We start from the raw sequence: 13881 nt of genomic DNA, 5'->3' as shown, positions 1-13881 counted from the left end.
CACCAAGCTCGATGAACTGCTGCCCTGGAGCTATGCTCGGCAGGCCGAAACCGCCGTGGCCTGAAAACACCGCTTACCGCCCAGGCGCCGGGCGATTTCAGTCGCCTTGACGCCCGGCTGGAACGCCTCTTCGACCAGCCGCAGCTTCTCCTCGTCGCTGAACTGCCGCCGCCGCTCCAGGCCCGTGATCACCTCGACGCGTTGGATAGTCATAGGGACTGCCATAGGGATAGCCATAGGGACAGGCCCCATGATTCAGCTTCCCCGCTCGGTCACAAGGCGGCCCTCGGCGGAGGGGTACCTTCGATCCGTATCCGCGTCACTCACCGGATGCGTACGTTTCCACGCCGGCCAAGGCAAGGCGGGAACGGGGCCCGTTTGTCATCGACGGAAGTTCCCCATGGATCCGTTCACCAGAATTTTGATCCTGCTCTGGCAATATGCCCGCAGATGGCCAACGAAATCAGAGGTCGTTCTATGGGCCATCGTTGTAGGAGCCAGCCTTGCCCTTGCCTGCATCGAGTGGTGGTTCGGTTGGCCGGAGGTACTCACGGTCAACACCAGATAGCAGCCTGCGCCTTTCCTGTAACAGGCTGTGTATCCTTATCAATCTACGCCTCATGCGATTATGCGGTCCATTTTGGACTGCATTCGGCAAGACCGCCTTTAATTGTAATTTCAGACTTTATGAGTATGTTTCTTTGCATTCTCGCCGAACTGTAATTGCAAGAGATGAGCTATGCGCTATTCCAAAATATACTGAAAATTACAACATAGTATAAATTTTATTGGTGATATGCATGATCACTCAATTCCTTCTCGCTAAATGTTTTTGTATAATTAAAGAATAACCCATTCATTCCATGACTGATAAATATATTTATCGGCGCAGAACATGAGCGCATGCGTCATTTTTTGACTTTTCTATAATTATTTTCTAGGCAACGATCATACTCGTTGGGGCTTTGCGGCAAATTTCCGCACCATGTGACGACACACGCACATCCCACAGCTGACACTCCCACGCCAGCGATTCCAGGAAATGCGGAATCGCTTCAGGAAAATGCTAGACTAGGACGAAGCCAGCGATCGGCTTCATGGTAAACGTCTAGGGGAAGTATGAAGAAAGAGCGATGGAAAGCGTTTCCGGCGTGCTGCCGAGAGGAAGATCGAGGCGGGCGATGGACCGCCGCCCTTCGGGAACGTCCTGGATCGCGTAAACGACGGCGGTTCCGTTGAGAAACAACTGGAGGTCGCTTTGGGATCCGGGCTGGATATCGATGAAACGCATGCCCTGGTTCGTACCGTCCGGCCAAACCCGTTCGGCCGTCACCTGCAGCGGATACGGCGTGTCGTTGTTCAGGGTGATGGTGTGCCAACACAAGGAGGTGTGGGCCAGCGGCCGCAGCGGATGGCACCGGCACTCCATGCCCTTGCTCTTGAAGGCGTACTGACAATATTTATCATGGCGCCAGACGTTGCCGACGAACTTGTTCTTCTCGACGTAGTAGCCTTCGTCCTTTCCGAACAGGTCCCACGTCAGGTGCCGCGCCGGATGCCGGCGCGACTGCGTCGTCGCCTTGCCCTGGATTTGCGAGCCGAAGACCTCAAGGAAGCGGTCGACGAAATAGGCCCGCGCCGCACGGCGCCACGCGCTGAACTTCACGAAATCCGGCCCCCGTATCGTTGTCAGGTGCATGCCGGCGGGAAACACTTCGTAGAGGTCCGTGGTCTTGCCAACAGCCGGGTATCTCGCCAGCAGATGGGAGGGTATGTTGTCCATGGAGAGCGGCGCGGAGACGGAGAACACTTCCGGGCACGTCTCCAAAATACTGATGTGTTCCTCAAGCCAGCCGTGCGGAACCTCCAGATCGAGGTCCGTCACGACGACGTATCTGTAGCGGCCGACCGGGATGATCTGGCTATCGACCGCCATTTCGAAAGCGTTCGCCGCGATGTTGTCGGCGAAGGCGAAAAAGCCGCGGATGGTGTTATCGTCGCACAGAGCCTGCAAGTGCGGGCGGATGACCGTCTCGCTGTTCTCGCTCATATTATCCAGGACGTAGATATCAGTCACATCCTTGTATTTCGCAAGGCAATCCAGTGTTCTCTGGACAATATCAAAATTGCGATACGACAATCCGATAACGAGAATATCAGCCCTGTTTTGCTCGAACATCAATGGCCTCTCCGCCTGTGCTGGACTAATGGTGCTACCGTATCGGCTTTGTAGCCTGGACGTAGAACGAAAAAAAGACCCGCAAGGGGTTGGAAGGGTCGTATTGGGGATCAATGTCCGTTTCGTGGACATTGGTGAATCCGGTCGCTTCCAGCAACTGGGAGATCTTTGCGGCATCGTACAGACAGACATGCCCCCAGGCGCGCGCGTCACGTGTGATGTAGTCGATGGGCGATCTCAGATGCGCGGGGGGAAGATGATGATCGACGAATCCGTCGACTTTCGCAAAGAACGCCGCGTCGCCTTCGACATAAGCCTTGATCATTTTCCGGGCGTCGGGAAGCGAGACTCTGAAAAGTCCGCCCGGGCGTAGGACCCGATGGCAATCGAGCAATAACCTATGGGTGTCCATCGTCTCGATGTGCTCGAAGAAATGCGCACTGTACACAGTGTCAAAGAAATTATCCGAAAATGGCAGCTTGTTCCGCAAGTCGTAATTCAATACGACCGTGCCATCGTCGTGGAAATGCGTAGGGACATTGCCATCGATATTCCACCATCCCTTACGGATATCGGACCCGCAACCCAGGTGAAGTACTTTCATTTTGGCCTCGTTCAAGGAACTGTCACATTGCATGCCATTTCGTCCGGCTCGCGGATGACCCGGCTCAGGCGGCGCGAGGTCGACAGAACTCGTCGACTGCGTCGACAATCTTGTCGATGTCCGTCTTGGCGAGATCGCTGTAGAAGGGCAGGCCCAGCGTGTGGACGCCGAGGCGGCGCGTCTGGGGCAGCGGCTTAACATTGAACGAGGTGAAGGCCGGATGCTGGTGGCAGCCGCTGCGCCACCATCGGCGGGTCTCGATGCCGCGCTGCGCCAGATGGTTGGAAAGCTGGTAGCCGTCCGTCTCGGTCTCGATGATCATGTAATTGGATACATAGCTGCGGCCCCGACCGAACACCTTGAGGCCCGGAATCTCGTCCAGCCGCTCCCAATAATATTCCCGCATGGCTGTCAGCTTCTCGCGGGTCTCCGGCCAAGCATCCAGGGACGCCAGGCCGACCGCGCAGTTGTACTCGTTCAGCTTGGCGTTGGTGCCCAGCACCTGCGCCACCGACGTGGTGGAGAAGCCGAAGTTGCTGATCTGGCGGATGCGCTCGATGATGTCCGGATCGGTGCACAGGATGATGCAGCCTTCGGCCGCGGCCAGCGGCTTGGTGGCGTGCAGGCTGATCACAATCGGAATGGTGCCGATGCGGAACTCCTCGCGCCCGATCGCGTCGAAGCTGGCCGCGGCGTCGCACACCACCGGAATGCCGTTGCGTTCGGCGAAACGCTCCCATTTGGTCATGTCGATGGGAGCCCCGAACGGCGACACCATCACCACGCCCGACGCCTCGCGGATGTCCTGTTCGGCCAGCTGGTCGGCGTCCAGCGTCCAGGTTGCGGCATCCACGTCGGCGAACACCGGGGACTGTCCGGCCAGGGCGATCGCGTGCGGGGTGGCTGCGAAGGTCCAGGACGGGCAGATGCATTGATGGGCAGACCTTTTCAGCGCGACCGCCTGAAGGGCTAGGGCGATGCCCACGGTGGCGTTCGACACGAGCACGACCTGATCATCCCCCAGCCCGTAATGACGGGCGATACGCGTCCGGAACTCTCCATGCAGCGGACCGAAGTTGGAGTACCAGCGTGCCTCGTCGATCCGCTTCAGGTAGGGAAGAAGTTCGGCGGCCTTCGGCAGCTGCGGGCGAAAGACGGGTATCATCGATTGTGACCTCTTGCGTGCCGGTCGGGCCGGAGGGTGACGTTCGTGGCGTGTTCGGACCGGTGGGGAGCGGGCGCTTCCATCCAACCGGGAATCAGCCGTGCTTTGCGGCGGTGCGGGCCATCCGGCGGGTGGCGGTCACGATCTGCCCATCGGCGACGTTGGAGACTACCGCCACCCCATTGTGCACCAGGCAATCCGCGCCGACGCTCAGGTGGTAGCGGACGGTTGCTCCCATCCCGATGATCGACCGGGGCCCGATGCGGACGGCGCCGGCCAGGATGGCGCCTGGCGTGATGTGGGCGTGGTCGCTGATCTCGCTGTCGTGGCACACGATGGATCCTTGGTTCACCAGCGCGTTGGCGCCGATGCGCGACCGCGGCCCGACGGTCGCCCCCATGAGGATCTGTGCGGCGTCGCCGACGATGGTGTCCAGGCCGACGACCGCCGACCGGTGGATAACCGGCGGCAGGGTGAAGCCCAGCGCCTTCAACCGTTCATACACGCCCGCGCGCCCGGTCATGTCGTCGGTGCCACCGACCCCGATGAAGGCGGTGCGCACGCCGCGGCGCCACAACTCCTCCAGTAGGGATTCGCGGCCCAGCACCCGGATGCCGGGAAGCACGGTCTCCCCGATGGGTTTCAGGCTGTCGACGCAGCCGACGATCCGGTAGCCGCTGCCCTCGAGTCCGTCGATCACGCAGGGCGCGTGGCGCCCGCCGCCAACGATCACCGCCAGCCGATGGCCGGCGGCGTCCGTCGGCGAGAACGGCAGGTCCATGGGATCGTCCGCCCGCGCTGGCACGGTCGCCACCGGACGATGCCGCCCGGCGTAGGCACGGACCTCGGCCTCGCCGACCCGGCCGGCCACCGCCGGCACGGCGGCGATGGGGATGCCCAACTCACGGGCGAGCAGACGGGCCTTCAACGTGCGATGCACAGCGGCGGGTTCCTCGGTCGCGGGCGCGTCCTCGACCGGTGCGGAGGCCGATGCTCCCTCTCCGCGCTCCAACCGGCACAAAGGCGCGCCGGTGGTTACGAAGTCGCCCACCTTGACCTTCAACCCGGTGATCACGCCGTCAGCCGGGGCCAGCACCTCGACGGCGGACTTCGTCGTCTCCAGGGCGAACAGGGGATCGCCGTCGCGAACCGCCTGCCCTTCCGACACCCGGATCTCGACGACCTGAACCTGGTCCTCGTTGGCGTTGACCAGGGGAACCGTAATGACTTCACTCATATGGCCTGCGCTCCGCCCAGGAGGGATTCGACCGCCCGGAACACGCCCTGCGGACTGGGAAGAAGATCGGCCTCCCAGGCGGCCGAACTGGGGATCGGGTGGTCGGGGCCGGCGATGTGAGCGAAGGACACACCCTTGTTGACGAGGGCGAGCGCGCATTGCGCGGCGAAGCCCCAACCCGGTGCCCCTTCCTCGACCGACAGCACGTGCCGGCAGGGGCCGACCGCAAGGCGGATCTCCTCTTCCGGAAAAGGCCACAACCGAGTCACCGGGACGACCCGCGCGGCGATCTCCTCCTCGCGCAGCAGCTTGGCCGCCGCCACCGCCACCTCGACGCAGCCGCCGTAGGCTAGGATGACCACATCCGGCGAGGGCGGGTTCGGAAGTGCTTCCACAGCCTCGACCGGTCGAGCGTACAGCACCTTATTCTCGATGAACACGCTCGGCTGGTCGCGCGCCGCCGCCTCGCGCAGCAGCGTGCCGGGGGAGCCGTACTGGTGGACGGCGTAGACGGCCACGCCGGGTATGCCGCAGAAGTGCTTCTCCAAGCTCTGCGAATGGGTGGGGCCATAGCCGCGTCGCCCGCCCATGGGCGTGCGCACGACCAGCGGCACCGTCACCTGGTCATCGTACATCCACGCGAACTTGGCGGCGTGGTTCAGGATCTGGTCGAAGGCCAGCGTGGTGAAGTCGCCAAACATGATTTCCACGATCGGGCGCCAACCTTTGATGGCGAGTCCGTTCGCCACACCGACGATTCCCCCCTCGCTGATCGGCGTCGTCCAGACGCGATCGGGAAAGCGGTCCGACGCGCCCTTGGTAACCTTGAACGCACCGCCGTACGGGTCGAGGACATCCTCGCCCAAAAGGACCACCCGCTGATCGCAGGTCATCAGGTCGAGCAATGCGGAATTAAGTGATTCAACGACCCTCATTGGTCAACCTCGTGCGATCGGTGCCTGCTGCGCCAAGCTCACCGCACTATCGACGATGGCCATGCAACGGCTCTCAATATCGGCGGCGTTCGCGACCCGTGACCGCAGGATGGGCAGGGGGTCGCGCGCCCGGGCGGCGGCGATGCGTTCCGGCGATCTCGTGTCGTCGCCCTTGCTGTGTGGACCGATCCGTTCCGTACGAATGTAGAGCCAAGCCGGGCGGCTCTCGTGTCGGACATAGCGGACAGCGTCGCTTGCCAGGGCGTGGATGTCCATCACGTCGGCACCGTCGTAGGCGAAACTCCGGATGCCGAAGGGTTCGGCCCGCCGATCAAGCGCACCCGCCAGCGTCAGTTCCTTTGGTGTCGTCTGGGCGATTCCGTTGTCTTCCAGGACGAACAGAACCGGGACGTTCCACACGGCCGCCATGTTGAGGGATTCGTACAAGGCACCTTCGCCTGTGGTTCCATCCCCGATGAAGACGACCGTAACGGCCCCCTTGGCCCGATCACCCAATGCGGACCCCACGGCCAACGGAGCGATGCCGCCCTGGATGCCGTTGGAATAGAAGTTCCGGTAGCAGAGGTGCTGGCTGCCGCCGCGCCCCCGGCAGACCCCCAGTGTGCGCCCCATCACCTCCGCGAACAGGCTGGCGACCTGACCGGAATAGGCGATGAAGTGTCCATGACAGCGGTGGTGGCTCCACACTGTGTCCAGACTCCGGTCGAGCGCGTTGATCACGCCGACCGCGTTTGCCTCCTGGCCGATCGAGGTATGGGTCGTCCCGTTGAGCGCTCCCGTCGAAAAGAGATCGAGCAGGCGTTCCTCAGCGTACCGGATCAGCACCATCTGCTGATAGAATTGCTCGGCTTGCGAAAGGTCAAGGCCGAGCACAGCGTTTTCGTCGTCACGCGATCCAGCCTTGGCGGCAAGCTCTGCAAGTCCACGCATTCAAACCTCATTGAGCCAAGCGCTTTGGATTCACGCTGTTTGCACAAAAACCGTTTGGAAGATCATCGCGATTGCATCGGGATAAACGAGCGAACTCCTTCCAGTACTTCCGCCGATTTTGTAATGAGATGCACGGCCTCCGAGACGCCGGTTACTGAATCCGACGCCTCAGCAACGAACAAATGAAGCCCACGCTCGGCAAACCTGAAGCGCTCAGCAAAATCCTGGCCGTAAAGGTGGAAATACTGATGGATGCCCGTCGCCGACGCGAAGTCCAGGCAATTCGGCCGGCCCAGCGGCTGCGACAGGACGAGGTGCAACAGGCCCCGCGGGCTCAGGATTCGGATTATTTCGTTGAAGGAGGCATGATCGTCCGGCACGAACTCCAGGACATGGCTCAACGACACGAAATCGTAAGACTCGTCCGGCCGGTCGATCTTCTGGAGGTCGAGGCTGTTGTGACCGCCATAGACCGACACCTCGAACGAACTGAACCAGGAAGGGTTCAGCGCCATGTCGGGGCTGAATTGGAGCGCACGGCGCCACGAGAGCGCGCCAATCGGGAAGTTCAGGAACAGGCCGCGGTTTGCCCGATGCCGCTCCAGCGAACCGCACTTTACGCAGTGCGGCGGCTTGCCGGAGTCGGACATGCGCTGCGCCGGTCCCGGTCCGAATTCCGTGCCGCCACAGATGTTGCACGCGGCCTGTATGACGCTCATCGCCATGCTGGAGGTCCTTTGCGGCTGCGCTGTTGTGACAGCGGTATCATGCATCATGCCTTGATGATCCGGTCGTTATGCCCCGCAACCCTGCGCATGGCATTGCGCGTGTCGACGATGAGAGGGCACTGGGTGGCGAGCATTTCATAGTCGACGTTATCGTGATCGGTCACGATGACGGCCGCGTCGAAAGATCCCAGAATGCTTGGCTCCCAATCCACGGACCGTCGGCCAGCAAGGTCCGGATGCTCCCGCATGGTGGGCAGTGTGGGAAGGTAGGAATCATGATATTCAACCACTGCGTTGCGTTCAAGCAGCATCTCCATCAACCGCAGGCCAGGGGATTCCCGGCTGTCGTCGACGTTCTTCTTGTAAGCCATGCCGACCAGCAGGATGCGCGAGCGGTTGAGCCCCCGCCCGGAATGCCGGTCCAGCGCCAGGGCAAGGCGATCGATCACGTAACGCGGCATCATCGTGTTGACTTCACCCGCGAGTTCGATGAAGCGGGTGCTGATCTGGTACTCGCGCGCCTTCCAGGTCAGGTAGAAAGGGTCGATGGGGATGCAGTGGCCACCCAGCCCGGGGCCAGGATAGAAGGGCATGAAGCCAAACGGCTTGGTCTTCGCCGCGTCGATGACTTCCCAGACGTCGATACCCATGGCGTCGTAGACGATCTTCAGCTCGTTCACCAAGGCGATGTTGACGGAACGGAAGATATTTTCCGTCAGCTTGGTTGCCTCGGCCGCCCGGGTGCTGGATACCGGCACCGTCTGGGGCACCACTTGGTCATAGAGCGCTACGGCCAGGATCCGCGCCGCATCGCCATCACCGCCCACGACCTTGGGAATTTGGCTGGTCGTGAACTGGATGTTGCCGGGGTCCTCGCGTTCGGGCGAGTAGGCCAGGAAGAAGTCGCTCCCGCTCTTGAGGCCCGTTTCCTCCAGGATCGGCCGCACCACGTCGTCTGTCGTGCCAGGGTAGGTGGTCGACTCAAGGACGATCAACTGCCCCGGGCGGAGATGATCCCGGATGATGCGGGTCGTGTCGACGACAAAGCTCAGGTCGGGCTCGCGCTGGGGAGACAGCGGTGTCGGCACGCAAATGATGATGGCGCCGCAGGACGAGAGCCTCGCCGGGTCGGTCGTCGCGTGGAAACGCTCGGTCGCGACCGCCGCGGCGATCTGGCTGTCGCCGATCTGGCGAATGTAAGACCGTCCCGCGTTGAGTGCCTCCGTCTTCTTCGGATCAATGTCGAAGCCGGTTACAGGAAAGCCGCGGCTCACCAACGCAAGAACAAGCGGCAAGCCGACATACCCCAGCCCGATGACCGCAACCTCAGCGTTGCGGCTGCGGAATGCGGACTCCAGGGCGGCTAGGTCGATCTGGGCGCGGTCTGTGTGAGCCATTGTGCAACTTTTAATGAAAAGAACGTCGCCGGTTTGCGCCCGCTACGCGAAGGCAGCCACCGTCGCAAGAATATCGCGTACCCGGTGCTCGAAGGTGTGCTCGGCCAGAATGATCTGTCGCAGCCGCTCGCCGATGGATCGGAGAACATCCTCGTCGCTCAGTAGGCTTTCAACCTTGCGCTGCAAGTCCTCGGGCCCATCGTACGTGATGATGCTTTCGCCGAAAATATCCTGCAACCCGACGATGTCATCACTGACAATGGCTGCACCGCAGGCACCGGCATCAAAGACCCGGTTCGACACGAACCCTTCCCGTTTCATGTCCGGCCAGTGATCATTCAAGACGATCTTCGCGTTCGAATAATAGGCCCTTAGCCCATCATTTGGAATGTACTCCCCGAGCACGCAACCGTGCGGAATGATACCGCCCCACATCTGGCCATACACACCGATGTCGATGCCCATCTGAAGCGCGTCATCAATGATCGGGCGCCGCACGCCGCGCGAGTTGCCGACGAACAGCACGTCGGGAACCCGTTCTTCGTTGGCATCCGTTGGATAGAAGATGCTCGGATCCGTGCATTGGAGCAGCGTCGAGACGCGGTCGCCCAGGCGACGCTGGAGCAATTCGGTGTAAGGCTTCGACGCGACGAACACGTGGTCATACTCGTCGAATTCACTGAACGAAACCTCGTCCGGATGACTGATCAGCCACATCAGGTTGATCTTCGACGGCACCGGCTTGTAGGCCGACAGACCCCGCAGCACGATGACCGCGTCGTCCTTGACGGTCAGCGGCGCGTACCACTCCGGCAAGATATCGATCCGTGCATAGTGGCCGGCTTTTTCAAGCGTGCGCTTGATCGCCAGGGCAAAGTGCCAGTCGCCCCAGGCATGCTTCTCGGCATGGTTGGGAATGCCGACCTTGATGCTGAAGCGCAAGGCCTTGCCAACGAAGTCGCCGAGGACAGATTTGAAGACCTGTGCGCGATTCTTGTAGGTATGATTTGCCAGCACTTCTTCACGAAGTCGCACGGCCAGAGCTTCGCGCTCGTCAGGATGGTCGATGAAATACTGGAGATGTGTCAGCAGTTCATCTCTGGTCGAGAATGTCGGCAACAAATCGCCAAACAATTCTTCTGCCCCGCCACGGCAATTCGTGACGACCAGGGTGCCCGATCCCAGCGCATCGAAGACCCGCGAGTTGAGTGAGTTCCACTCGCGCGTTACCGGATGCGAATCGTCGATGACCAACTTCGCCGAGGGATAAATGTCTGCCAGTTCCACGTACGGAACCGCCTGCCGCCAGTTCTTGCGCAAGCGCTCGTGATCGTGCCACCCGTGCCCGTATATGGCGAGTTCCCCAGGCAGCTCGACCTGATCCAGAAGCTCCATCGCGTCGCGTGTCGCGCCCCAATAGTTTCCGGTGAACAGGATATCCGTCTTGTGCTCGTCGACCGGGGCCTTGGCCCGGAAGCGCTCCTCGTTGGTCGCGATGGGCAGAAGGTGCGCGACGCGCCCGGTCGCCTCGACGACCTTGCGGATCGCCAGATTGGACGAGCAGAAGATCAGGTTGTAGGCATCCCAGTGCGGAGAAGCGAGCCACTCGTCGACGCGGTTCCGGATCCAGGCGACCGTGACCAGGCCGGGGTTGGCGTCACGCACCGCACTCAGGTTGAAGTCATGGCGCATGACGATGAGCACGTCCGTGCCCGGCATTTCCGTGACATCGCGCTTGGCGAAGAGGGTCTCCCAGCCGAACAGCTTCCGCATCGCCTCGGCCATTTCCATGGCCGTGTAGAAATCACCGGCCGGCGTGTTCAACGAGGCGTCCGTTATCACGAAAGTGACGCGCAACGGTTGGGTCCGCCAGAGAGTCTTGCCGTTGATGAGCGACAGCAGCGTCTCGCGCAAAATCCGCCGCCCGAACCGGCTGGCAAAATACTTGGCATTCTGCGTCTGGCTCTTCGGGTTGGCGAGCACAGGGTTGGGCTTGCCGGTGGCCAGTCGCGCCGTGCGGGTGAAGCTTCGGTTGTGCAGGGCCGTGACGGTGGTATCGCAAATGATGCGTTTGTTCAGATGCTCGCTCATGCGCAGGCAGAGATCGACGTCCTCCAGACCGTAAAAATACGTCTTGTCGAATCCGTCGATGGCCAGGAAGTCGTCCTTGCGGCACAGCAAGGCGGCGCCGGTGACGGCGGGCATTTCGAAGGCGGCCCCGCAGTCGGAATAATGATCATCGATTTCCGCCGGGAAGTAGGAAACATCCTTGTTCGCTTGCGTCTTCGGCAGGAACTGGATGCCCCGGTGGTGAGGAGCATAGCGCCAGCCACCGCCTTCTTTCGGCAGTGGCTCGGCCAGCCGCATCCCGACAATCCCGATGCTTTCGTCCTGCTCAAGCCAAGCCGTCATGGCCGGCAGACAATTGCCGGTGAAAACCAGATCGTTGTTGACAAAGAAAAGATAACGCCCGCGCGCCTGGGATGCCGCAAAGTTGTTCGAGGCGGAGAATGAATAGTTCATCTTGCGCGCCAAAACAGTCAGCGCGATGCGGTCGCTGAAACGCTCTGCGACGGCCAGGCTGTCGTCGCTGGAGCCATGATCGACCAGCAGGACTTCCAAGCTTTCGCCAGCGAAGTGGACGGCGATGGAATTCAGCAACTCCTCGACAAGCGTGGCACCGTTCCAGTTGAGGACGATGACGCTAACGGCGGGATCGTCCCCATCGGCGAGCGGAGGCCGAGTGGCAGCCGGCCCTGTCGGACGCGGCACGACGTTCGTCAGCGGTATGGTCAGGACGCGGCCGACGTTTTCGCACTGTTCGTAAGCGGCGAAGAAGTCGATGAGCGGGAAGAACAAATCGACCGCGAGGGCGTTTTTCGCGCCGATCGGCAAGGCGGTGTTGTTGCTGACCACGCGCACCTCGACCTTCCGTCGGGTGCTGTTCATCAGCCTCGCCGGAAACTGATAGCGGAAGGCGTGATAGCCGCTGCCCGCGACGGGCTGCAAACGCTTTTGGAACTGGTCGGCCAGAATGATCGCTTCGCAGACATCATCGACGATGATCGCGACGCGAACGGGCTGGAACGGGGCGAACTTGTCGGCCACCCACCCGGAAACCTCCTGGCAAGTGGCGCTGTCCACCTTACCGACAAACCGCTGTTTCGACGCGCCCAACAGCGAGCGGTTCAGTATTTCCGGCAGCCGCTTCGTCGGCGCGACCGTCAGATCCTCGCCGAGGGCCTTCAGGCACAGGTTGTGTGGCCGGCCGTCAAAACGCTGAATCGGGATGGCGATCGAAAAACCGTGATTCCCGGTGACATCGAAGTGCTTGTTTACATCTTGGCGGAGGAGGTCGGTGACGGTTCGACCCAAAATCACCGGCCCATCCCACAGTTCGATCTCGATCGACCGATCGCTGTCGCAACAGTCGAACGCCCATCCCCGGATGAAGCCGTCCTGCGTGCTGTCTATGGATGCCTTAACCCGGCGCGAAAAGTGCGCCTGGGTACCGCCCTGGGTGCGGAGCAAAGGATTGCCGGGCTCGTTGGTGGGGCTCACATTGATCGTGTGGCTCTGGCCGTCGATCAGGCTGATTGGGAGCATCTGGGAGAAGCTCGCCATCTCGCCCGCGACACCATCGATCTGGGTGGAGACCGCAATCATGCCGTCCGCCCAGATCGACAGCTTGATGTTTCCCGAGAGCGCCGGGATGATCCAACCGTCAATCTTCCGGCCGGAAATCATCCAACGGCCATCCTGGACGGAGGTCAGACGGCGGTGTATCGGCGAGCCGGCCAGCGGGATTCCATCCTCGGCCGTCCGCACCTCGATCCGGTGCATAGCACCGTCGTAGTATTGGGCGGGAATGGCCAGCAAGTAGGCGCAATTCCGGATTCCCAAAGCGGCAAGATCGCCGCGCGGATCGGCAGCAAGCGTGGACGCGACAACAACGCCATCGACGAGAAGCTCGACGGTATCCGGCGCGTCCTGGCCGTGACGGAGCGCCCAGCCATGAACCTCCATATTATCAACTGAATCGATATAGCCTTCGACGGCGGTGTGGGGGCCGCCGTCGTTCCCGGTCACCGGCTCCGGGTCGACAGAGGAGATGATGTGCAGCATCTCGACGTTCGTCAACCGAACCTCAAGGTCCGAGAGAATCGGCAGAAACAGATCCCCATCCGTCACTCTGACATCGAGCGCCGCTTCGCTGGCAGGGTCGGCATCTACTCTGGAAATCAGCGCTTGGATGGTCTGCTCGTCGTAACGGCGGGACGACCAGCGCAGATGAAAGCCGGGGGTGCAGAGTTGCCCAAGGGCATTCTGAACGTCAGGCCGTGGCATGCTGGTTTCGATTTGACACAAATCGACGCCGAAAAATGCTACAGTCAGGCTGACCGGTTTCTTGACATCAAGCGCGTTGATGCACCAACCTTTCAATCCCTCCCCGTCAATTGCCTCGATCATGGCGCGGTATGGAGGGGGATCGGAAAGGTTCCCAAGATCCGAAGAACAGTACTGCATGTCCACTTCCACGGCTTCCGTTGAAAGAGCCTCGTCAAGTGGACGTAAAGTGCCTTCCTCGTGCGGAGGCTCAGTGGCGGTGTCCGTAACTCTCGCCATGTCTGGCTCCCCAATCTCGCTGGCAGCCGGAGAAAGACCATCTGATTGGGAAGCAGTCA

At 61.2% G+C, this 13881-nt stretch carries 10 protein-coding genes; all 10 read right to left on the bottom strand.

The window, feature by feature from the left end:
- Window positions 1-30: 30 nt before the first annotated feature.
- The 10 genes from QSG27_RS11640 to QSG27_RS11595 all read right to left on the bottom strand — a co-directional run bounded on the left by QSG27_RS11640 (window position 31) and on the right by QSG27_RS11595 (window position 13822).
- A complete protein-coding gene (locus QSG27_RS11640) occupies window positions 31-213 on the bottom strand; it encodes a transposase (protein ID WP_306706235.1) in 183 nt (60 codons plus the stop codon).
- Between the two features lie 895 nt (window positions 214-1108).
- Window positions 1109-2179 (bottom strand): glycosyltransferase family A protein, encoded by a 1071-nt coding sequence (locus tag QSG27_RS11635; protein WP_306706233.1) that lies wholly within the window; start codon window positions 2177-2179, stop codon window positions 1109-1111.
- A gap of 34 nt (window positions 2180-2213) precedes the next feature.
- Window positions 2214-2783, bottom strand: a complete 570-nt coding sequence (locus QSG27_RS11630) for a class I SAM-dependent methyltransferase (RefSeq protein WP_306706231.1) — start codon at window positions 2781-2783, stop codon at window positions 2214-2216.
- 64 nt (window positions 2784-2847) lie between these two features.
- Window positions 2848-3948, bottom strand: coding sequence for a DegT/DnrJ/EryC1/StrS family aminotransferase (locus tag QSG27_RS11625; protein ID WP_306706229.1), 1101 nt, complete (start codon window positions 3946-3948; stop codon window positions 2848-2850).
- Window positions 3949-4042: 94 nt separating this feature from the next.
- Window positions 4043-5185, bottom strand: a complete 1143-nt coding sequence (locus tag QSG27_RS11620) for a biotin/lipoyl-containing protein (RefSeq protein WP_306706227.1) — start codon at window positions 5183-5185, stop codon at window positions 4043-4045.
- A complete protein-coding gene (locus tag QSG27_RS11615; RefSeq protein WP_306706225.1) occupies window positions 5182-6120 on the bottom strand; it encodes an alpha-ketoacid dehydrogenase subunit beta in 939 nt (312 codons plus the stop codon). Before QSG27_RS11615 ends, QSG27_RS11620 begins: the two co-directional genes overlap by 4 nt.
- Window positions 6121-6123: 3 nt before the next feature.
- Window positions 6124-7071: a thiamine pyrophosphate-dependent dehydrogenase E1 component subunit alpha gene (locus tag QSG27_RS11610; RefSeq protein ID WP_306706223.1), complete on the bottom strand. Its 948-nt coding sequence runs from the start codon at window positions 7069-7071 to the stop codon at window positions 6124-6126.
- A gap of 62 nt (window positions 7072-7133) precedes the next feature.
- Entirely contained in the window at window positions 7134-7796 is a 663-nt protein-coding gene (locus QSG27_RS11605; RefSeq protein WP_306706221.1) for a methyltransferase domain-containing protein, read from the bottom strand.
- A 47-nt stretch (window positions 7797-7843) separates the two neighbouring features.
- The gene (locus QSG27_RS11600; RefSeq protein WP_306706219.1) at window positions 7844-9196 is read right to left on the bottom strand and encodes a nucleotide sugar dehydrogenase; all 1353 of its coding nucleotides are present in this window, start codon (window positions 9194-9196) and stop codon (window positions 7844-7846) included.
- Between the two features lie 42 nt (window positions 9197-9238).
- The gene (locus tag QSG27_RS11595) at window positions 9239-13822 is read right to left on the bottom strand and encodes a glycosyltransferase family protein (protein ID WP_306706217.1); all 4584 of its coding nucleotides are present in this window, start codon (window positions 13820-13822) and stop codon (window positions 9239-9241) included.
- Window positions 13823-13881: the final 59 nt, after the last annotated feature.

The sequence above is a fragment of the Azospirillum isscasi genome (assembly GCF_030849505.1).
Lineage (GTDB): Bacteria > Pseudomonadota > Alphaproteobacteria > Azospirillales > Azospirillaceae > Azospirillum > Azospirillum isscasi.
Note: the sequence above shows the minus strand (reverse complement) of the source record. Positions and strands in the feature narration are given on the sequence as shown.

Excerpts from the sequence above, each read along its gene's own strand:
- QSG27_RS11615 (WP_306706225.1), bottom strand. The coding sequence starts at position 6,120 with ATGAGGGTCGTTGAATCACTTAATTCCGCATTGCTCGACCTGATGACC.
- QSG27_RS11630 (WP_306706231.1), bottom strand. The coding sequence starts at position 2,783 with ATGAAAGTACTTCACCTGGGTTGCGGGTCCGATATCCGTAAGGGATGG.
- QSG27_RS11620 (WP_306706227.1), bottom strand. The coding sequence starts at position 5,185 with ATGAGTGAAGTCATTACGGTTCCCCTGGTCAACGCCAACGAGGACCAG.
- QSG27_RS11595 (WP_306706217.1), bottom strand. The coding sequence starts at position 13,822 with ATGGCGAGAGTTACGGACACCGCCACTGAGCCTCCGCACGAGGAAGGC.
- QSG27_RS11600 (WP_306706219.1), bottom strand. The coding sequence starts at position 9,196 with ATGGCTCACACAGACCGCGCCCAGATCGACCTAGCCGCCCTGGAGTCC.
- QSG27_RS11635 (WP_306706233.1), bottom strand. The coding sequence starts at position 2,179 with ATGTTCGAGCAAAACAGGGCTGATATTCTCGTTATCGGATTGTCGTAT.
- QSG27_RS11625 (WP_306706229.1), bottom strand. The coding sequence starts at position 3,948 with ATGATACCCGTCTTTCGCCCGCAGCTGCCGAAGGCCGCCGAACTTCTT.
- QSG27_RS11605 (WP_306706221.1), bottom strand. The coding sequence starts at position 7,796 with ATGGCGATGAGCGTCATACAGGCCGCGTGCAACATCTGTGGCGGCACG.
- QSG27_RS11640 (WP_306706235.1), bottom strand. The coding sequence starts at position 213 with ATGACTATCCAACGCGTCGAGGTGATCACGGGCCTGGAGCGGCGGCGG.
- QSG27_RS11610 (WP_306706223.1), bottom strand. The coding sequence starts at position 7,071 with ATGCGTGGACTTGCAGAGCTTGCCGCCAAGGCTGGATCGCGTGACGAC.